Annotated in this window: 14 protein-coding genes; 7 read left to right on the top strand and 7 right to left on the bottom strand. The window is 53.7% G+C overall.

All coding sequences use genetic code 11. The features are described from left to right. Positions 1 to 90: 90 nt before the first annotated feature. Positions 91 to 1,515 (bottom strand): dicarboxylate/amino acid:cation symporter, encoded by a 1,425-nt coding sequence (locus HMPREF2958_RS07090; protein WP_070697511.1) that lies wholly within the window; start codon positions 1,513 to 1,515, stop codon positions 91 to 93. 220 nt (positions 1,516 to 1,735) lie between these two features. Between HMPREF2958_RS07090 and HMPREF2958_RS07085 the strand changes: the two genes are divergently transcribed. Together HMPREF2958_RS07085 and HMPREF2958_RS07080 are read left to right on the top strand one after the other, a co-directional pair. Next, positions 1,736 to 2,503 (top strand): hypothetical protein, encoded by a 768-nt coding sequence (locus HMPREF2958_RS07085; protein WP_070697510.1) that lies wholly within the window; start codon positions 1,736 to 1,738, stop codon positions 2,501 to 2,503. A gap of 153 nt (positions 2,504 to 2,656) precedes the next feature. Then, complete coding sequence (locus HMPREF2958_RS07080) at positions 2,657 to 3,910, top strand: glutathionylspermidine synthase family protein (RefSeq protein ID WP_070697509.1); 1,254 nt, start codon at positions 2,657 to 2,659, stop codon at positions 3,908 to 3,910. Between the two features lie 142 nt (positions 3,911 to 4,052). Here the strand turns inward: HMPREF2958_RS07080 and HMPREF2958_RS07075 are convergent, their stop codons facing one another. From HMPREF2958_RS07075 to HMPREF2958_RS07050, 6 genes are all read right to left on the bottom strand, one after another. Continuing rightward, positions 4,053 to 5,804 (bottom strand): DUF885 domain-containing protein, encoded by a 1,752-nt coding sequence (locus tag HMPREF2958_RS07075; protein ID WP_070697508.1) that lies wholly within the window; start codon positions 5,802 to 5,804, stop codon positions 4,053 to 4,055. 159 nt (positions 5,805 to 5,963) lie between these two features. Then, positions 5,964 to 8,393, bottom strand: a complete 2,430-nt coding sequence (locus HMPREF2958_RS07070; protein WP_246828072.1) for a restriction endonuclease — start codon at positions 8,391 to 8,393, stop codon at positions 5,964 to 5,966. A 163-nt stretch (positions 8,394 to 8,556) separates the two neighbouring features. Beyond that, entirely contained in the window at positions 8,557 to 9,600 is a 1,044-nt protein-coding gene (locus HMPREF2958_RS07065; protein ID WP_070697507.1) for a restriction endonuclease, read from the bottom strand. 165 nt (positions 9,601 to 9,765) lie between these two features. Continuing rightward, entirely contained in the window at positions 9,766 to 10,149 is a 384-nt protein-coding gene (locus HMPREF2958_RS07060) for an acyl-CoA carboxylase subunit epsilon (RefSeq protein ID WP_070697506.1), read from the bottom strand. A 95-nt stretch (positions 10,150 to 10,244) separates the two neighbouring features. Then, on the bottom strand, positions 10,245 to 11,843 hold the full coding sequence (locus HMPREF2958_RS07055) for an acyl-CoA carboxylase subunit beta (RefSeq protein ID WP_070523040.1): 1,599 nt from the start codon (positions 11,841 to 11,843) through the stop codon (positions 10,245 to 10,247). A 262-nt stretch (positions 11,844 to 12,105) separates the two neighbouring features. Further along, entirely contained in the window at positions 12,106 to 12,390 is a 285-nt protein-coding gene (locus tag HMPREF2958_RS07050) for a YciI family protein (protein WP_004006185.1), read from the bottom strand. 158 nt (positions 12,391 to 12,548) lie between these two features. Here HMPREF2958_RS07050 and HMPREF2958_RS07045 point away from each other — a divergent pair, with 158 nt between their 5' ends. From HMPREF2958_RS07045 to ligA, 5 genes are all read left to right on the top strand, one after another. Further along, a complete protein-coding gene (locus tag HMPREF2958_RS07045) occupies positions 12,549 to 13,535 on the top strand; it encodes a biotin--[acetyl-CoA-carboxylase] ligase (RefSeq protein ID WP_168165965.1) in 987 nt (328 codons plus the stop codon). A gap of 2 nt (positions 13,536 to 13,537) precedes the next feature. Next, entirely contained in the window at positions 13,538 to 14,029 is a 492-nt protein-coding gene (locus HMPREF2958_RS07040; RefSeq protein ID WP_048778631.1) for a PH domain-containing protein, read from the top strand. 165 nt (positions 14,030 to 14,194) lie between these two features. Beyond that, positions 14,195 to 15,364, top strand: a complete 1,170-nt coding sequence (locus HMPREF2958_RS07035; protein WP_070697504.1) for an adenylate/guanylate cyclase domain-containing protein — start codon at positions 14,195 to 14,197, stop codon at positions 15,362 to 15,364. Then, entirely contained in the window at positions 15,349 to 16,269 is a 921-nt protein-coding gene (locus HMPREF2958_RS07030) for a PP2C family protein-serine/threonine phosphatase (protein WP_004006189.1), read from the top strand. The genes HMPREF2958_RS07035 and HMPREF2958_RS07030 overlap by 16 nt, the downstream gene beginning before the upstream one ends. A 129-nt stretch (positions 16,270 to 16,398) precedes the next feature. Then, complete coding sequence (gene ligA, locus HMPREF2958_RS07025; protein ID WP_246828075.1) at positions 16,399 to 18,549, top strand: NAD-dependent DNA ligase LigA; 2,151 nt, start codon at positions 16,399 to 16,401, stop codon at positions 18,547 to 18,549. Positions 18,550 to 18,995 lie beyond the last annotated feature (446 nt).

The following is an 18,995-nucleotide window of genomic DNA, read 5'->3' as shown; positions in this document are numbered from 1 at the left end:
AGAACGAGTATCAAGATTGGTCTTCATACGAGAGAATAGTCTCCGTACCATACCGATGCGCCGCATCCCTATGCCGTAGCCAAGAACCGCCTAGGACGCAGCAGTAACCTTGGCAGAACTAGGCGAGGTATCCTCGCCACGAATCAGCTTCGACTGGGCGGCTTCCACAAGATCCTGCGGCACAAACCCGTTAGCGCTGCGCGGTGCATTGTAGATCTCGGCGCTGAGGATACCCTCGCGCTTAGAGACAATCGTGGGAACCAAAGCTTGCCCGGCCACGTTCAAAGCGGTACGTCCCATATCAATAATCGGGTCAATCGCCAATAGAAGACCCACTCCATCAAGAGGAAGGCCCACAGTCGAAAGGGTCAGAGTGAGCATCACGATAGCGCCCGTTGTACCTGCCGTAGCGGCAGAACCCAACACCGACACCAGAATAATCAGCAGATACTGCGAAATATCCAGGTGCACTCCGTAGAATTGCGCCACAAAAATAGCTGCCAGCGCGGGGTAGACAGAGGCGCATCCATCCATTTTGGTCGTAGAACCCAGCGGCACTGCAAAGGATGCGTATGCACGCGGCACGCCGAGATTACGTTCGGTAACGGCCTCAGTCATGGGCATAGTGCCCATCGAAGACCGCGATACGAAACCAAGCTGCACTGCGGGCCATACGCCCGAGAAGTACTGTTTCACAGAGAGCCCGTTGAGCTTCACGATCAGGGGATACACCACCAGGAACACGAGGAGCAGACCCGCATACAGTGCCGCAATGAACTTCACCAGCGAGCCCATGGATGTCCAGCCGTAGGCATAGACGGCATGCCCGATCAGCCCGATCGTGCCCAGCGGAGCGAGGCGAATAATCCACCACAGCACCTTCTGAATAATGGCGAGCGCGCTCTTGACGATATCGATAAAGGGCTTAGCCGCATCGCCCACCTTCAGAGCCGCAATACCGATAGCCCCCGAAATCACGAGCATTTGGAGCACGTTAAAGGAAACCGAAGAAGTTATACCGGAGTCGGTGGTTTTCGTGGTGACCTCAAGCCCTAAGAAATTGGAGGGGATAATCCCGGTCAGAAATGCTGTCCATGATCCCCGGGTGCTGGTGCTGCCCGAGGCGCTTACCTCGGCACCCACACCAGGCTGAACGAGCAGCCCCAGTACGATACCGATGGAGACCGCAAAAAATGCTGTAATAGCAAACCAGATAAGAGTCTTAACCGCTAAACGCGCCGCATTCGTCACCTGCGAGAGATTCGAGATTGAGGCAACGACGGCGGTAAACACCAGCGGGATCACCGCGGCCTTAAGGAGAGTCACATAGGACGTGCCGACAGCGTCTAGAGTGGCCATGAGCCAGTTGGGATTATTTTTTGCATCGCCGCCGAGGGCGAGTGCAACGTACCCGAGCGCGATGCCCAGAATAAGGGAAGCTATAATTTGATGTCCGAAAGAAGTAGCCCAGCTGGGAAATCTAGATTTTTGCGGTGTTTCATGTGTAGTAGGCATGGCGTTACTGTAGACCCGTAAGAGAGAACAGCGGTAATTAGTGTGACGAACTATGACTGTATGACATAGCGTGACCGTACAAGCGCCACCGAAAAAGACCCGAGGCACGTATTATTGCTAATTTTTATCGGCTAAGAAAAGCCTTTGTGCGAGGCGTGCTTGGTATCCTGAAAAGAGCCTGTTATCACCGAGACAGGATAGTGTGAAGGAGAAATGACCCGTGAGCGGGGCCGAACATCAAACCGCAGATGCCGCAGACGTAGAGCATCCGGAGAACGTACAGGACAGTCAAGACCTCAAGTCTCCTCCTGCACGCGGTACCGGTAAGAAAGCGCTCGCAGTGTTCGGCGCCGGTGCCCTTTTGGCAGGCGGCGGCATATTCGCCTATAACTCTTTGCACCAGAGCGAGGAAGCCTTTAGCGCGGACGGTGAAGAATACGCTCAGGTTTGTCAAGACTCCAACACCGGGCTGCGCGTTGAGGATGAGCAATGCGAGAAGGCAGAGAAAGAGGCCGGGAATACTTCTTCGGATTCCAGCTCTGGCTCTTCGGGCGATTCTCATTCCGGAACTCAGAATTCCGGTAATTCGGGCACGACACACCATTCCGGTACAACCAATGCGTTCCTGTGGTACTACCTAGGGCGCCGCAGCGCCGGCACTACCTCCATTCCCGCCGTGGGATCATCTCTGAGCGGCGGCAGCACCACACGCCCCAATTCGGGAACGGTATACAGCGGTCTTTCCCGCAGCGGCGGCGGATTTGAATCCTCCTATAAGAGTGCTAAAAAGACTTCCACCTATTCCTCGGGCAAGGTGACGGAATCGCGCAGCGGCGGCAAGACTACGACCTCTAAGGGAACGGGGCTGACAGGGAATAACTCGGGCGGTAAGGGTGGAAGCAGCTCGAATAATAAAGGCGGCGGCTCCGGGAGTAAAGGCGGCTTCGGCGGAGGCTCGAAGTCCGGAGGCGGTACCTCCGGCGGATAGCCCGCCCCGCGTATTTTCTCAAGGGATACAAATACCCGGCCGACGTATCTATACCTGCGCCGGTTGCTCTATACGCCCCGCAGATGAGAATTCTCTACAAGTTCCTATACTGCACATCGTACTCAGCGGCGGTGTCTTATCACGAAAGATAATATGAAACGCGAAGAATTTCCGGTGGGACGCCCCGGCTGGGAACAAACCATTATTGACGAAGGTCTGACCTATAGCGTCGATGGTCCACACGATATGCAGCACTATTGGAATGAGTATGCGGCCTATGTTTTTACACCCGCAGAAATGACCAACCTGCGAGACCAGGCGCGTGAGGTTCATCAAATGTGTCTGCACGCTATTGAGCGTATGGCATCTGGTGCCTACGGAACGCTCGGTCTTCCCGAAGCCGCCTTTAACCTGGCTAAAGAATCGTGGAACCGCCACGAACCGGATTTTTACGGTCGCTTCGATTTCATCTACTCCGGGGTGCCCGGCGATCCTCTCAAACTCCTGGAATACAACGCCGATACCCCAACCGGCATCGTTGAGGCCGCTATCAGCCAGAAGACATGGGCGAGCGATCAGCGCCTCGATACCCGCGGTTACGTACACTGGGGTGAAATTGGTGAGGCTTTTACCGAACGCTGGCGGCAAATGTTTGCGCACGATCTCTCTCACGGCCGTTCACCACGACTGCACTTAGCGAGTGTAACCGAAGAAATTGATGTTAACGACGAAGACTATAACAACCTCTGGCTTATAGCCCATGCCGCCAACCGTGCGGGACTGACCACGAAGCTTATCCGTATCGACGAGGTTATTTTCGATGAGACCCTAAAAATCTGGAAAGACCCTGAGGGAAAACGCATCGAGAACCTTTTCAAGCTTTATCCCTGGGAAGATATGGTGACCGATAGCGAAAGCGGTTACGATAAGCTGCTCTTCGCCTACCACGATAGGATGAACCGTTGGATTGAGCCCGCATGGAAGATGTTCCTGTCGAATAAGATTTTGCTCGCCGCTCTATGGGATTTATATCCCAACCACCCCAACCTCTTAGAAACACATGTAGGTACGCGAGGCGGTCTGAAGAACTGGGTTCGTAAACCGATATTTGGCCGCGAAGGCGATGGCATTGAGATCAATGCTCCCGATTATGATGTCTTTGTGCGTGATGAGGACGATGACCACTTTATCAACGTACCTGAAAGCGAATTTGTATACCAGGATTTTGTTGCCCCGCCGGTGTACTCGGGGATTATTAACCGCACTAACCTGCCGATGCTGGGCATCTGGATGGTCAATGGCGAGGCAGTCGGTATGGGCATTCGCGAATCGGACAGGCCTATCACCGACTACGAATGTCGTTTTGCCCCTCATCTTGTACAGGTCAAACCGAACCTTATTCCCTAGCTGATGCGCCGCGTTTAACCACACTAAAACCCGTACACTTTGCTGTATATTCATAGGTTTATGTACGATACGCAGCAAAATATACGGGTTTTAGCGCCAGCTCTCTAGGGTTTAGCTTTATTCCGCGGTAAAGCGCAGGGGTTTAATCATCGTCGTCGTCATCCTCATCATCGCTATAGGGCATGACCTCATCGGTGAGGGCGCGTCGTAACGTATCGAGCCCTACCGAACCGAGCATAAGAGCTTTCGTGTGGAACTCACGTAAAGACAACCCATCACGAAGCGCATCGTCTCGAAGTTGAAGCCACAAACGTTCACCTACCTTATAGCTGGGCGCCTGCCCGGGCCACCCTAGATACCGCAAGAACTCAAAACGGATAACGCTCTCGGTACCCTCTAGATTGAGTTTTAAGAACTCGTACCCCAGCTCAGGAGTCCACAAGGTGCCTGGTTCAACCCCCAGCGGTTCAGCCCAAGCATCGGGGATCGGAAGCTCACAGTGCACGCCAATGTCGAAAACCACGCGGGCGGCGCGCATCCGCTGACCATCCAACATGCCCATACGGTCTCCAGGATCGGTCAAGAACCCGTATTCTTCCATCAGACGCTCAGCGTAGAGCGCCCAGCCTTCACCATGCCCGGAAACCCAGATCAGCTGCGAACGCCATTTATTCATGCTCTCACTCATGACCAGCGCAATAGCCGTCTGCAGATGATGCCCCGGAACGCCCTCGTGGTACACCGTCGAAGTCTCGCGCCACGTGCCAAATGTATCGTCGCCCTTAGGAACAGACCACCACATGCGCCCGGGGCGCGAAAAATCGGGGGAGGGGCCGGTGTAATAGATACCGCCCTCATGGGTAGGGGCGATGCGGCATTCCAGACGCAGCATTGGACCGTCAAGATCAAACTGGGTACCCGCGAGCTCGTGCACCGCGCGGTCCGAGAGCGATTGCATCCACTCGCGGAGCGCATCGGTTCCGTGCAGAGTGCGTGACGGGTCGGCATCCAGGATCTCTTTTGCGCGTTCAATCGATGCTCCGGGCTCGATCTCCTCTGCAACCTGCCGCTGTTGAGCGATAATGCGGTCAAGCTCCTGCACACCCCAGGCATAGGTTTCATCAAGATCGACAGAAGCCCCCAAGGATGCCCGAGAGTGCAGGGCATAGAGTTTGCGGCCGACCGCATCCTGCTGGGGAGCTGCCGGGAGCAGCACCTCGTGCAAGTACGTCTTGAGCGTGGCGTACCCATCTTTTGCCGCTTTAGCACCCCGCCGCGCCTGCTCGGTAAGATCCGGTACCGCCTGAGTAATCTCGGCGGCAAGCTCATCGAAGAAACCGTCCTCGGCGATATACGCGGCGATCTGCTCGATAACAATCTCTATCTGTCGACGCGGCGAGACATGGCCAGCAACCCTGGCCGTATGCAGAGTCTGAACGAAACCGGTGATCGCCTGCGGAACGTTGAACAGACGTCCGGCAATATTAGCCCAATCCTGCTCGGTATTTCGCGCCATCAGATCGAACCCGCCGCGAATCTCTTGAGGAACCGAAACAATGTTGTTTAACTGCCAGCCGCCTAGCCCGGCACGGTGGCTCTCAAGACTAAGCCTCAGACGCTCCTGCATGGCATCAAGAGTCACAAGATCAACATCGTCTATGGGAATGACCTGATTAAGTTTCTTGAGGGTCGCGCGCACTAACTGGATATAGGCTTCCTCCCCGGCGGGGGAATAGTCGCGAAATTGAGTCGCGACACCCGTGCGCCCCTGCTCCGTTGCAATGACGGGATCTAAATCTAGAACCGCTTCGTAGAATTCGTTGGCGATGTGATCGACGTCGGTCAGCGCTCGCTTGACGCGGTAAATCTCCGGAATTTCGTGGTGAATGCTCATACTTTTCATACTAACGTAGCGTGGCATACAGCACGGCATTATTGCGCTGTATGTCCAGTACGTGAAGCGCCGAAACTTGCGTGCGCCGCATACGCCGCGACGGCGGCTGAGCAATCCTGAGATTATCAGCCACCGTCGCGTGAGGGGTACTTAAGATAATTACGATGCAGCGGAGCCAGAACCGCTGAAATACGCGTCATCGAGCTCTATCGTCCCGGGCACCCGACCGTCACGAATACCCAAACGATGGGCAATTAGACGGTTCATGAGCTCGTCGCCCGCGATAAGATCCACCAGAATATGCGGGTACTTGGTGGAGCATCGAATGTACTCATCGTATGCATCATCACCGAAAGTTCCATCCGTGATAAACGCACCCAGTTGACCGCCCAATTGCTCTAGAGAGAGGTACAGGTTGGTAATATCCTGTACGCTGACCGCACCGTCGGCTGAACGCTGAGCCCGCACATAGAATGCACGGTCGCGTTGCCCACCAGAGGGGTAAGCAATAACCTGAACACCCTGTGAAGCATCCGCACGTTCAGCCGTATATCCGCGTACTGAGAACAAGTCTGCCGCAATATCGGTGAAACGGTCCTTCGTCACTGCCTGCAGCTGGGGCTGAAGAAGAGCACGTTTGAAGACATCGCGGTAGCGCCTCTGCGCATCCTGCACAGCATTCCTTGCGGCTTCGACGGCGCTGAGAGCGTCCGAAGGCGCATCCGACGACTGCTCTACACCGGGTGTCTGAGACGGTACCGGCGCAGGTGTCTGGTAGGCGGGGGCAGGCTGGGTGAAGGACTGCGAAGCGTAAGCTGCCGAAGAAACACCCGAACCGCCCTGTGCCTGGGCAATGTTCTGCGGGGTCGCCTGAACGGGAGCACCATAGCCCGAGCGGGAACCTGACCCGTAATGCCCGCGCGAATTCTGGTAGGAATAGGAATCCTGAGAATGTTCTCGCTTCTCATACGGTTTACGGCCAGTATTGAGCGCAGCCGCGATATCCTCGGGAAGTTTGTGTCGAAGTGCCTGCTTCTGAAGCGGTACGATACGCGCGGCAACAGTCTCCGGAATACCGTTGGGGAAGCGCTCCAAAAGCTCTATGGCGCTCTGCGTGAGTGTATACCGTTCGGGATCCTTACGAGAAAGCCTACCGCTCTGCCCACCATGAACTTGCAGATAGCCTTCCTGTTTCAAAACCTGAACCGCAACCGCGTACCGGTTGCGCACGCGAGGAGTCGTATTGGAGCGATGCGGCGCTAAACGAGCCTGCAGATACGGCAAATCCAGCGTGTCCTCAACCTTCGCGAACAGGTCGTAGAAATTGATATCCGGGTTGTCACGCACCAAGGTCAGAATATCGAAAAGCATATGATGCGGATGCGGAATCTGTTCCGCCGCCGCGGGATCGAGGAACGCACGGCGCATCAACTCGTCAATCGAGCCGTCCTCTACGCTATTAAGAGCATCGGCGTAGGCAGACCCCACCATGAAGACCTCTTGCTCATCTTCATCTCCCTCTTCAAGGTAACGGTGCGCCAACAGCACGTCATAAACATGCTCGCGTCCCTGCAAATACTCAGGAGAGTCTTCGTCTGCAAGCTGCTGAATCTCGGCATCCTGGGCAATAGCACGATCCACATCGGCCAGGGGCAGCTTCGCGTTCTCGCCTTTGGCGAGTACCGCATCCATGATGACGCGCCCCATACGAATGAGAAGTTTCTCATGGTGTTTAAGCTGATCCACCGTGAGCAGGGAGACGGGAGCATCATCGAAAATATCGCTGAGTGCTTGGGCAGGTACCCCGTGCGGGAAACTGTACCGCAGATTCTTACCCTCGGTCGTGAGCGCATATGCGATCTTATCGTGGTGCTCCTTAGGGCGCAGATAGCCTGCATCAAGAAGTCCACGCACAGATTCGGCGCATGATGTCTCAAAAAGCTGCTGTTCCAGTTGGGTGAGACCGTACCATCCCTGCACAAAGCCACATTCGCGCATCACAAGCTCACGAAGTTTACTCTCTGTAACGCTCAGATGCAGCGGAATAACCGATAGGGCAATAGGAGCAATATTGCGCACATTAATTTGAGCCAGCAGTCGCGGATAGTAATCCTGCATATAGAACAAATGCGTGCCAATAATGGGATAGAAAAGATCCTCTAGAATTTCACGCTGTTCGTCCTCAGAGCGTTGAAGAAAATCAAGCCCACGTTCGCTCAAAGAATAGAGCAAATTTCCCGGATGCAGATTACTGAGCGATACATCAAGATAATCATGATTTACGAATGCGACAATAATTTTGTCAATCGCATCACGAAATAACACGGATTTACCCACCGCAATATAGCGCTGGGTCATGGTGAAACCTATTTCAACCCCAACTGGAGTGTAAAGTTCGGGAAAAAGCAGTTTCTGTCCGTGCTCATGTGCTCGTTCAAATTGGCGCAAAAGCGCTAATGCCGCTCGAACCGCAATATCACGGCAATCATCGCGGTACTCCTCTGGAATATCATCCCAGGAAAGCGCTTTAAGAATGTTATCTACCGGTGTTTTCTCATGCCGAAGCATGTTCGTATTTACGATGGTCACAAGTACCCCTGTTGATATCTATATTTACTGTTCTACTAGTATAAACGGGAAAAAGGAATAAGTGTATTCATCCAAAAGGATGAATTATGACAGGAAGGTGCGCAGAACTGCTGATCTAGCTTTGCGGTCTATTTATACAGGATTCTGCTGTCCTTCGAAGGTGTCACTCATGAGAATCCTGCGGAATTCCGCGGGAGAAGTACTCTTCATCAATTCTGTATGTGCATTCTCCCGGAGCATGAATGACCCCCACACGGTGCCGAATCATCAGTGAAACTAAACGGTCACGGTCAACCAGAGCAATGCGGTTGCCCCCGGGAAGAGCTTCCATTTGTTGCGGAACCTGCGCAGCAAATTCTCCACAGGTAACAAAAACGCCCTGTAACCCATTGTGTAAAAGAACTGCTCCAGCAAATTTTTGAATATCGCTGAGGGTTACTTTTGATGATCCGCAATAATGTTTTGCTTGAACATAGATAGGCGGAAAACAAAGTTCTTTAGGATAATGTACAAGAACATCAATCCCGTGATCGTTAGGGCCGCCTATAACTGCTGCATGAAAAGTCCCTAAAGATTTAAAGACATCTGCCACAATATATTCAAAATATGTTGGTGAAACAGCATAAATACGTTCGATAAGATCACCGGCAAAATCTGCCGCATATGCCGCCTGAGCCAAAATAAGATCGGGATGCGCATCCCGCAAAGACGCACCGGGACTCAACGGGGTGGTCATCGGGGTATACGAACTATGTTCGTGTTTATCTTGGGCTGGGGTATCGTGGGAATCCAGTTTGTCTGGGTCCTTAGGAGCGCTTGCATAAAGCGGAGTAAACAGTTTTTGGAGCTCATATCGAGCGCTTTGGGGAATGACGCTGCCGCGGCGCCGAATCTGCGCCGTTAGAATGTCAGCACCGGAATCGCTGAGCAGATAGCGAGTTTTTGAGGTTATGGTTTTGGGAACGACCAGCACATAGCCCAAGCGAGCCATCGCCTGGAGCGTAGCCTTGACCTGGTGCATAAAAGCATCGGATTTGAGATCCTGAAGTTCTTCTTTGGTGCCTAAAGCGTGTGTTTGTTCAGAGAGGGACTGCGATATATCCGCCACGGTGCGGGGGACTGCACGGCTAAGCCGCCGCAGAGCCGGCAGAAAAAGAATCTCAACGGCCTCAAGCGGCACAGCATAATTTTTGTATTCTTTAGACATATCTGAACCACCTTTCGGGCATTTTAGTGTGGTTCGCTATATATACCTAGTATATAGGGCATCTAAATATCTTCCAGAGAAGCCATACATATTTCTCTTCATATACGTCGAGCCTCGTACGTTATAGCGCACGAGACTCGATATTTTGCCGCATTGAAGGCAAGATTACATCGGGCGGGCTCTACGCCACGATCCCGGACCGGGACGCAGCGAAGCCCCCAGCCGCTGACGCCGGTTAAGCAAACGAGAAGCCGCCGTCAGAATCGAATTGTGCTCCTGCTGAGCCTGCGAACTCTGATATGAAGCTACCAATACGGTGAGTGCGGCAATCTCCTCAACCGTCGGATTACCCTTGATAACACGCAGCAGAGGCTGCTCGGAAGATTGTGAATCATCCTGAATGTCCGCAGGATCCACGGTATCAGCGTGCGGGGCAGCCTCCGAAGTGCCGTCCCGCGGTAAAACCTGATCAGCGGACTCTTTGGGAGTCGTAGGAGCATCCTTCTTCTTCCCGAAAGAGAAATAATTCAGCGGATTGTAGCCTGCCACAGGCGCCTCCTGACAATAAATAACCGATAATGCAGTATCTTGGTTCGAACTCCGGTCAGTACTGCATCACAACGTGATCTAAGAGCGGTCAAGAACTACAGCGGAATATTCCCATGCTTCTTCGCTGGCATAGCGGCACGTTTATCATGTAGCGCGCGAAGAGAAGAGATAATACGCACACGGGTCTCATGCGGAGCGATAACCTCATCCACATACCCCAACTCGGCGGCCTGGTACGGGTTCAGAATCTCTTCCTCATACTGCTCGATCAGCTCAGAACGGCGTCCCTCAACATCTTCGCCAGCCTCCGCAGCTGCGGCAAGATCACGACGATAAAGAATATTGACCGCACCCTGACCATTAAGCACACCCACCTGGGCGGTAGGCCACGCCATGTTAATATCGGCTCCCAGGGTTTTTGACCCCATCGCAATATATGCGCCACCAAAAGCCTTGCGAGTAATGATTGTAATGAGCGGTACAGTCGCCTCCGCATAGGCGTAGAGCAGTTTAGCACCGCGGCGAATAATACCGTTGAACTCCTGATCCGTACCCGGCAAGAATCCGGGAACGTCCACAAACGTCAAAATCGGAATATTGAAAGCATCGCAATTACGCACAAAACGCGCAGCCTTCTCAGCGGCGGCAATATCGAGACATCCCGCAAACTGTGTAGGTTGATTTGCCACAATACCCACCGTGCGACCCTCCACACGGGCATAACCAATCATGACATTCGGGGCGAATAACGCCTGAAGCTCGAAGAAATGCCCATCATCAACCACGGACTCGATCACATCGCGCATATCATAAGGCTGATTCGCAGAATCGGGGATGAGAGTATCAAGATCCAGATCATCCACCACGACCTCAAACTCCTGGTCATGATCCAACGGCAGCGACTCTGACAGGTTATTGGAGGGCAAGAATTCCAAAAGCTCCCGCACGAAATCGAAAGCGTCTTCTTCATCTTCGGCAAGGTAGGCACTCGTGCCGGTCATTGCATTATGCTGACGGGCGCCGCCCAAGGTTTCCATGTCAACCTGCTCACCGGTGACCGCCTTAATAACGTCCGGACCCGTGATAAACATATGCGAGGTTTTATCGACCATCACAATAAAATCAGTGAGCGCGGGGGAGTATGCGGCACCACCTGCGCAGGGTCCCATGATAATTGAAATCTGTGGAATAACGCCCGAAGAACGCACATTCATCCGGAAAATATCGGCAAACAGCGCCAGAGAGGCCACCCCCTCCTGGATGCGAGCCCCGCCGCCATCGTTAATGCCGATCACCGGGCAGCCATTCTTGAGGGCAAACTTCTGCACCTTCACGATCTTCTCGCCGTTCACCTGCGAGAGCGAACCCCCGTACACCGTAAAATCTTGAGAATAGATAGCGACAAGACGCCCATCAATGGTGCCGTAGCCCGAAACTAAGCCGTCACCGAGGGGTTTTTTCTTGTCCATACCGAAAGCCGTGGTACGGTGGCGAGCTAAGGCATCAAACTCTACAAAAGAACCCTCATCGAGAATCATGTCGATGCGCTCGCGTGCCGTATTCTTACCGCGTGCATGCTGTTTATCTACAGCGGCCTGCCCGCCGGGGGCAAGGGTCTGCTCGCGACGAGCATAAAAATCGGCGAGTTTACCGGCGGTCGTACTCAAGTCGTATTCCTGAGTGTTCTCAGACATGTATTCCTCGATTCGTGCGGCACGCATCATGGGTAGAGGGTGTTTATGACGTGCGGTGTCGATACAGATAGTAGGTTTTCTCAGGCTAGAAAAGCTACCCTATCAACTATAGTGTGCGGGACGGTCATGGTGCCAGGTACCCGCGTATTTTCGTTATACGTGTTGCCGGTCAGATTCCTATGCCCCATCGTGATAAACCCGCCGGTTCGTTGCCTGGTGAGGGCACAAAGCGGCGGGTCGAAAACGGTATTGAGGGGTAAAACTAGCGGATGCTGCCCAGAACCGGGTTCCACTCGCCGATAGTGTAGGACTCGACGGCACCGCCAATTTTCATGGGGTCGTTCTTGACGATGGTCTCGGCGGCATCAAAAGAATCAACTTGAGCGATCAGGAGAGCACCTACGGACACCGAGTCTTTCAGAAGCGGACCGGAAACTACGATCGTACCTTCCTGGACGCGTGTAGAGAGGTATTCACGGTGCGCCGGACGATGTGCATCCTGAAGGGCTGGGTCTCCGTAGACGTAAGAAATGACATAGTATGCCATGGCGGGTTCCTTTCCTATGGTATTTACCGGTGGTTATCTGTCTCCAAGGGTACGCGCAGGGCGTAGACCCCAGTTACTCTACTATCTCACACCCTTGTGAGAGTACGGCATCACGATGTACAGACCGTACAAGGCTCCGAGCCACTATGATGGTACATATGTCGCTACCAGACCAGAGGCCTGCAATCCTTGATCCGTCCCGTATTCTCCCCGAAGCACGTGAGGCAGGGTACAGCTTCGTGCGTGTTTACGATGTTGTCGATACGACGAACACCGAAATTGTTCGGCGCCTTACACGCGGGGAACCATGCGAACGTACCGAATTGGGGGAATTGTCGGTTTTTACCACCCTTTATATGACTGCCGGAAAAGGACGTATGGACCGCTCGTGGACAGCTCCTGCAGGTACTTGCTTAGCCACCAGCATTGTGGTGCGCCCCCATGCTGGTATTGGGCAGCAGCTGCCGATCACAAGCTACCATTGGCTGACCATGCTTGCCGGGCTGAGCGTGCTTGATGTCTGGCGTGAACTGGGGCTTGATGCCGGCTTAAAATGGCCCAATGATCTGGTCATTCAAGGTCGTAAGGCATGCGGTATTCTCGCCCTGCTCCTGAGCGAACCGACTCAAGCGCCGGGGGAGAAAGAGCGCCTGAGCATTGTCGTGGGGATTGGGCAGAACCTGAATATGCGTGAAGACCAGGTGCCTGTACCGACCGCCACGAGCGCTCTTATCCAACGCGGTGAACCCGTTGATAATCATGTGGTTTTGAACCGTATGCTGACCATTTTTGCCCGTCGCTATCGTGAGTTTGTAAGTGTTGGGGGAGACCCCCAAAAAACTTTGTTGTGCGGACAGTCTCTGCTTGATCAGGCACGTGCCGCCACGGTGACGCTGGGAGCCGAGGTATCGGTGCACCTTCCTGATGGACGCATCGTCACCGGAGTCGCAACCGATCTTGATGCTCAAGGGCGCATCCTAATTCGTGATACAACCGGTGCCGTGCAGGCCTATTCCGTAGGAGACATTGAACATTTGCGTCCGGCAGATGGAAGCTACGGTAATTTTTATCCTGCCCTCAGACAGGAAGATTCTCCAACGCTAGCACCGTCTGAGATAACCCCTAATACTTCTGCAAAGGCATAAGCATGAAACTGCGTGGCAAACTCTACCCCGGCGAACAGACCATTATCCTAACGAGGGCTCATCCCGGCGCTCTTGTGGGAGCCTTCGTCTACCTGCTGGTGGCCTTTACCTCAGCAAGTTTTGCTTCGACCGCACGATCATCGGGGCTGCTCTTCTGGGCGGGCAGCGTGGTAGCTGCGGTTACCGCTCTGGTGGCTCTTCGTAAGATATGGCGCTGGTCTGTCACACGGTACGCTATCACCACGCATCGCATCATGATTATTAAGGGCCTGATGCGTCGTAAGGCTGACATATCCTTGCTGCTTGACGGCATGGGAAATCGTTGGGTTTCGCAGAGTAGCCTGGGCGCTTGGATGGGGTACGGTTCTTTCCACGTTGATTATGCAGGAGGGTTTCGGCACCAGCTTATGCACCTTCCAAACCCCGAACGGTTCCGGAATATTGTCGAGCATGCCTGGCAGGACTACTATCCGTTACGTGTTAGTTATGTTTAGGGTCTAGCGGGCGAGATTTTTGCCTGGTAAGGGTAGAATAATGTGGGCAAGCATACTTTTTATGTCTGCCCGGAAGAGCACACGGGTATTCTTAATGTGAAATATTGCACCCGAATACAGTGTGCTGCATATATCCAGGGGACAAGGAAGGAGAACTCAACGCCTATGACTCATGAGAGCCTATCTGGCGATAGCGTTGAGGCTACCCCGTATAAGAATCCCCGAACGTTGGGTCCTGAAACCCAGATGTTGAATCTGCGTATTCTGCAGAATCTAGCGCAAAACAATATTTACCGTGACGAAACCTCAAAAGAAGGCGTGCGCGTGCTTGAACGCGCTCTGCTGGGAGAGGGCCGCCGGTATAAACCTGGAGAAGCCGCTGCTGCCGCGCAGATGAGCCTTGAAGATGCTCGCCGGATCTGGCGCAATATGGGTTTTCCTGATATTCACGCCGCCGATCCCCATTTCACGGAACTCGACGTCAATATGCTCGAAGACCTGGAGAATCTCAACCGAACGAATCTTGTTGCGGAAGAGAGCATTGTCTCTTTGACACGGTCCGTAGGGCAGCTGACCGATCGCATTGTGGCGTGGCAGATTGAAACACTGGTGCACGACATTATGGATCGTGATGGTGTAGACGATGCGCAGGCACGCCGTCAGCTTCTTTTCCGTCTTGCAGATCTCATGCCGGTTCTCGAAGAACTCGCGCTCTACGCTTATCGTCGTCAAATGTATACGGGTGTTCTTCGTCTCGCTCTGCGCGAGAATAAAAAGCTGGGGTCGGAGCCAGCTCAGCTCCCCCTCGTGCGGGGTGTAGGTTTCGTGGATTTGGTGTCGTATACCTCCCTGGTTCGTAACCTGAGTGCTCCCGAATTGGCGCGTCTTATCAACCGTTTTGAGCAAAGCTGCCTCGATATTATTGCTCCAAGCGGCGGGCGCATCATTAAGACTCTAGGCGATGAAGTTTTCTTCCTCACGGAGGCTCCCGAGGCTATCGCCGAGATCAGTCTGAAACTGGCGGAGCAAATCGGAAAAGACCCTGAACTGCCAGAAGTGCGTGTAGCATTTATTTGGGGCGAGGTCCTGGCGAATCGTGGAGATGTTTATGGTTCGAGCGTAAACCTTGCTTCACGGCTGGTATCTCTCGCGGAACCCGGTTCTGTGCTGACCGATAGCGAGACCGCCGAAACGCTCAAAGAGTATGGCGACCGCTTTACTCTGACGTACCAAGGCACACGCAACGTGCGTAGCTTTGGTAATGTAGACCCTGTGGCGGTTACGCCCGGCGCTAGTTACATAACGGAGAACGATACATCATGGCAACTCCCTTGAACCTGACCCTGCGCACCGGTGGTGCGACTCATCGTGGGGCTCATCGTGACAACAACGAGGACTCGATGGCCGTAGCGGGGTCTCTATGCGTGGTGGCCGACGGTATGGGCGGTCACGAAGCGGGAGAGGTCGCATCGCGGTTGTGTGTACGTCAGCTGGCGTATTCGCATTTTTTTACTCGACCCGGCGGTATGAGCGAAGAAGAACAAGAAAACTACCGCCAGCGTGTCGAAAAGATTAAACAGGACTACCAAGATAAAAATTCAAAGCAGCGTCATCGTCGTTTAACAAATGAACTGAACCATGAAATTGTGCGTGCCCTTGATCGCACACGTGAGATTTTGGGTGAAACGAACGATAGTATTAAAGATGCGCTCTCGCGTTCAGGCGGTACCACCGTAACCGGCGCGTGGCTTACCAATATAGGTCAGCAGTACCTGTGGGTTGTCTTTAATATTGGCGATTCTCGTACATACCGGTTGATGCGTGAAGACGATGGTATTCACCATGCTGAAATGGAACGCCTGCCGGGCAACGAGGGCAATGTATCTCTTGAGCAAGTCACTACTGATCACTCTGAGGTTCAATATCTGGTGGATGAAGGGCAGATTACTCAGCTTGAAGCCCTAACACACCCGCGCAGAAATGTGATTACCCGTGCACTAGGTACAGGTAATTTTTGGGAACCCGATTTTTGGGTGCTTCCCGCACGAGCGGGCGACCGCCTGATGCTCTGCTCGGACGGTCTTTCTGGCGAGCTTTCCCATGAATATATGGCGCGTGTTCTTACTTCTATACGTCACCCGCAAGATGCCGCCGATGTGCTACAGCATGAGGCGCTGCGCTCGGGCGGTCGCGATAATATTACCGTGATTGTTGCTGACGCCATAGAAGCGCAAGACTAGTCTTTCCCTGTGACATTAACCAGCGCATCGGGGAAAGTGAACGGTTAGACTAGTGGGGTGACTGAAAATCTTGCTGAAACTCCCGCATCCCTTGACCGTGCCCTCAAGGCGCTAGATTCGAGCGCTGAGCTGACCGATACTATTCGCGCCGAATATGCTGAGCTGACCGATACTATTCGCGCCGCTCGGCATGACTACTATCAGGCAGATGCCCCGACTCTCTCGGATGCCGAATACGATAGGCTCTACCGCAGGCTTGAGCAGATTGAGGCACAATATCCCGCGTTGATTGCTAACGATTCGCCTACCCAAGAGGTAGGTGGAGAAGTCAGCGAGGCTTTTTCGCCGGTAACCCATCTGGTACGCATGTACTCCCTTGAGGATGTTTTTTCTCTTGAGGAGCTTCGGGCATGGCTAACAAAGGCCGAGGAAAATACCCGTCTTCTCACCGGCACCGCACCGCAGTGGCTTACGGAGCTGAAGATTGATGGTCTTGCGGTCAATCTGCTGTATCGTAACGGTGTGTTGGTGCGTGCGGCTACTCGTGGTGACGGTACTACGGGTGAGGATGTAACCCATAATGTGCGCACTATAGCCTCAATCCCACAGAAATTAGCGGGGGAGAACCACCCGGCGGAGCTTGAAGTACGCGGCGAGGTTTTCATTTCATCGGCAGACTTCAAGAAACTCAACGAAAAAATGGTGTCTGAGGGGAAGAACCCGTTCGCCAACCCCCGAAACGCCGCGGCAGGATCCCTGCGCCAGAAAGACTCTGCCGTGACCGCTGAGCGCCCTCTGAGCATGTATGTTCACGGCGTGGGCTCGCGGACCGGGCTAGATGTGAACTCCCAGTACCAAACCTACGAGCAATTGGCCGCTTGGGGGCTTCCCACCAGTCCATACAGCAAACTTTTTACTTCAGTCGATGATATTCTTCGGTATATTGCCGAGTACGGTGAAAAGCGCCATTCTCTGGTGCACGAGATCGACGGCATTGTCATCAAGGTCAATGACTTTGTAGCGCAGACTCAACTGGGGTACACCTCGCGAGTGCCGCGCTGGGCTGTAGCGTACAAATACCCGCCCGAAGAGGTTAACACCAAGCTTCTCGATATTCGCGTGGATGTTGGGCGTACCGGCCGCGTGACCCCCTATGGTGTGATGGAACCCGTGCTTGTCTCGGGCTCTACCGTTGAACGCGCAACCTTACATAATCAGGATGTGGTGAAGGCTAAGGGTGTGCTTATCGGAGACACCGTGGTTCTTCGTAAGGCTGGCGACGTGATTCCCGAGATCGTGGGGCCTGTTGTTGCTCTTCGTAACGGTCATGAACGCGAGTTCGTTATGCCCACCGAGTGTCCTTCCTGCGGTACGACATTGGCTCCCGGTAAAGAGGGCGACGTCGATATGCGCTGCCCCAATTACCGTTCCTGCCCGGCGCAGCTGACCGAGCGCATCTACTACGCCGCGTCGCGGGGTGCTTTCGATATTGAAGCACTCGGCTTTGAGGCGGCTAAGGCGTTGACAGCTCCCGCCGAGCCTGAGCAGCCTCCGCTCACGAGTGAGGCGTTCCTCTTCGATCTCACCGCTGAAGACCTACGCGATGTGAAAATTCGCCGCGAGAAGAAGGTCAAGGGGGTGGGTACCGGCAAGTTTGAGCTTGTTCCATACTTCTATACGAAACCCACGAAAGCAAAGCCGGAGCCCGTTCCTACGAAGAACACACAAAATCTCTTCGTAGAGCTTGAGAAAGCAAAATCGCAGCCTCTCTGGCGCGTGCTTGTGGCCTTATCGATTCGCCATGTGGGGCCAACTGCGGCGCGAGCCCTTGCCACCGAATTTGGTTCTATGGATGCGATCGCCCAGGCTGACCGGGATAGGTTAGCGGCTGTTGATGGTGTGGGCGGCGTTATCGCCGATTCGATTATCGAATGGTTTGCAACGGATTGGCATCGCGAAGTTCTTGCCCGTTGGGCGGATGCCGGTGTGCGTATGGAAGATGAGCGTGACGCGTCAATAGAACGCACGCTCGAAGGCGTGACCGTGGTTGTGACCGGAACCCTTGTGAACTATAGCCGTGACAGCGCGAAGGAAGCGATTATCGTGCGGGGCGGGCGTGCCTCCGGGTCTGTGTCTAAGAAGACCCATTTTGTGGTTGCCGGAGCCTCTGCGGGGTCAAAACTCGATAAGGCCGAGGCCCTGGGAATTCCGGTTCTTGATGAAGACGGGTTTACGAAACTTTTGGCCCACGGGCCCGATGCGCTAACACCGGGGGAGTAGGACTCTTACTCCGAGTTATCCACCAAATAACGGCGAAAGGTTACGCTGTAGCTGGTATTTGGTGTGGGGCAGCGCAGCTGCATGATGTGCTGCGATGAAGGTCCTGAAACCCGGTAATAGAGTTGTTAACGCCCGAAAATAGCTCTATATGGGGTGACATAAGCGCATAATCTCCCAAAGACCGTGCATATATGCTAAGGCGCGCCATCGCGCCGCAGAGCTGTTAAGTGGTTTGGACTCATGTCGTCATGAACCCTTAAAACACGCCGCAAGCGAAAAATTTTTTAAAAAATTTTTAAATGGGTGGAGGGTCACTATTACGAAATGATAAAGCCCACCCCCAGAAACAGAATATAGAAGATTCGTTCTTGTATGCTTCCTTGGTATGGCAATGGATGAGTAGGAATCGAGGTTTTAAAAGTTTGAACTTAGCCTACCCTGAGTTA

The sequence above is a fragment of the Rothia sp. HMSC036D11 genome (genome assembly GCF_001814205.1).
Lineage (GTDB): Bacteria > Actinomycetota > Actinomycetes > Actinomycetales > Micrococcaceae > Rothia > Rothia dentocariosa.
The sequence above is the reverse complement of the archived record's forward strand: the minus strand, read 5'-3'. Positions and strand labels throughout refer to the sequence as shown.

Excerpts from the sequence above, each read along its gene's own strand:
- HMPREF2958_RS07050 (WP_004006185.1), bottom strand. The coding sequence starts at position 12,390 with ATGGCATACTATGTCATTTCTTACGTCTACGGAGACCCAGCCCTTCAG.
- HMPREF2958_RS07080 (WP_070697509.1), top strand. The coding sequence starts at position 2,657 with ATGAAACGCGAAGAATTTCCGGTGGGACGCCCCGGCTGGGAACAAACC.
- HMPREF2958_RS07045 (WP_168165965.1), top strand. The coding sequence starts at position 12,549 with ATGTCGCTACCAGACCAGAGGCCTGCAATCCTTGATCCGTCCCGTATT.
- HMPREF2958_RS07040 (WP_048778631.1), top strand. The coding sequence starts at position 13,538 with ATGAAACTGCGTGGCAAACTCTACCCCGGCGAACAGACCATTATCCTA.
- HMPREF2958_RS07065 (WP_070697507.1), bottom strand. The coding sequence starts at position 9,600 with ATGTCTAAAGAATACAAAAATTATGCTGTGCCGCTTGAGGCCGTTGAG.
- HMPREF2958_RS07035 (WP_070697504.1), top strand. The coding sequence starts at position 14,195 with ATGACTCATGAGAGCCTATCTGGCGATAGCGTTGAGGCTACCCCGTAT.
- HMPREF2958_RS07075 (WP_070697508.1), bottom strand. The coding sequence starts at position 5,804 with ATGAGCATTCACCACGAAATTCCGGAGATTTACCGCGTCAAGCGAGCG.
- HMPREF2958_RS07090 (WP_070697511.1), bottom strand. The coding sequence starts at position 1,515 with ATGCCTACTACACATGAAACACCGCAAAAATCTAGATTTCCCAGCTGG.
- HMPREF2958_RS07030 (WP_004006189.1), top strand. The coding sequence starts at position 15,349 with ATGGCAACTCCCTTGAACCTGACCCTGCGCACCGGTGGTGCGACTCAT.
- HMPREF2958_RS07055 (WP_070523040.1), bottom strand. The coding sequence starts at position 11,843 with ATGTCTGAGAACACTCAGGAATACGACTTGAGTACGACCGCCGGTAAA.